Below are 1,585 nucleotides of genomic sequence, written 5' to 3'. Positions count from 1 at the left end.
GGAACAAAGACAGATGATTTATGCCAGCTACGGCTTGGACAAGCCCGTTGGCGTGCAGTACGTGAACTATTTAAAAAATATTGTCAAAGGCGATTTGGGAACGTCGTTTTTCTACACCGGTCAACCTGTAAAGGACATCATCATGAGCCGGATCGGACCTTCGGCCTTGATCGGTCTGCAAGCGGTTCTGCTGGGACTGGCCATCGGCATGATCCTCGGGATCATCGCCGCTTACCGCCATAACTCCGGCTGGGACTACGCCACCATGATTATCGCCGTTCTCGGCGTGTCGGTGCCGAATTTCGTGCTTGCGGCGCTGCTGCAGTATTTTGTCGGGCTCAAATGGGGGCTTCTGCCGGTCGCATTCTGGGAGAGCTATCCCAGCTCCATCCTGCCGTCCATTGCGCTCTGCGTCGGCGTCATCGCCTTGATCGCCCGGTTTGTACGGACAGAGATGCTGGAGGTGCTTGAGCAGGATTATGTCACGACGGCTAAGGCAAAAGGGCTTGGGTTCGCGCGCATCATGTTCCAGCATGTGATCCGCAACTCGCTCATTTCGGTCATTACGATTCTTGGTCCGATCGTGGTCAATTTGCTGACAGGTTCGCTCGTCATTGAGAATATTTTTGGGATTCCGGGGATCGGGAGCCTGTTCGTCGATTCGATCAAAATGAACGATTATTCCACGATTATGGGGATCACGATTTTTTACAGCGCCTTCTATGTATTCGTCATGCTGATCGTGGATCTGCTGTACGGCCTGGTGGATCCGCGGATCCGTCTGGCATCGGGAAAGGAGTGAGGACATGACGCAAATGGATAACGTGGATGCGCTGTTTAAGCCGGCCGCCGCAAAGCCGGACGAACGGGAGAAGATCGCGGGCAAATCCTTGACGGCTTTTCAGGACAGCTGGAGGCGGCTTCGTCAAAATAAAGCAGCGATCGTCAGCTTGGTCATCCTGGTCATCATGCTGCTGCTGGCGATCGTTGGTCCGTGGATCGGACATCACGACTATTACTCTACCGATTATAATGCCGTCTATCAAAAACCGAACGCCGATCATTGGTTCGGCACCGATAAATTCGGCCGGGACCAATGGGCCCGCGTATGGCAGGGAACGCGCGTGTCGCTCCTGATCGCCGTGCTCGCCGCCGCGCTCGACCTCGTCATCGGGGTTGCCTACGGCGCCATTTCCGCCCTGTTCGGCGGAAGGGTTGATAACGTGATGCAGCGGATCGTCGAAATTTTGACCGGGATTCCGAGCCTGATCATTATCATCCTGCTGATGATGGTGATGAAGCCGGGGATCGTGACCATCATGGTCGCGATGTCCATTACGGGCTGGGTCAACATGGCCCGGCTGGTCCGGGCACACATTATGAAGCTGAAGTCGCAGGAATTCGTCCTGGCGGCCCGTACGCTGGGCACGTCCACCGGGCGCATTATTACTAAGCATTTGATTCCGAACACGATCGGCATCATCGTCATCAACACGATGTTCACGATTCCGTCGGCGATCTTTACCGAAGCGTTCCTGAGCTTTATCGGCCTTGGACTTCAGTCGCCGATGTCTTCGCTCGGGGT

General features: G+C 55.1%; 2 protein-coding genes. Both read left to right on the top strand.

The annotated features are described in order from the left end of the window. Positions 1 to 802: ABC transporter permease (locus tag CPT76_RS02250; RefSeq protein WP_105441792.1), on the top strand; the 802-nt coding region annotated here is incomplete at its 5' end. Positions 803 to 815: 13 nt separating this feature from the next. After that, on the top strand, positions 816 to 1,585 hold a 770-nt coding region (locus CPT76_RS02245; protein WP_258168029.1), incomplete at its 3' end, for an ABC transporter permease.

The organism is Paenibacillus sp. AR247, assembly GCF_002968895.1.
Lineage (GTDB): Bacteria > Bacillota > Bacilli > Paenibacillales > Paenibacillaceae > Paenibacillus_AQ > Paenibacillus_AQ favisporus.
Note: the sequence above shows the minus strand (reverse complement) of the source record. Positions and strands in the feature narration are given on the sequence as shown.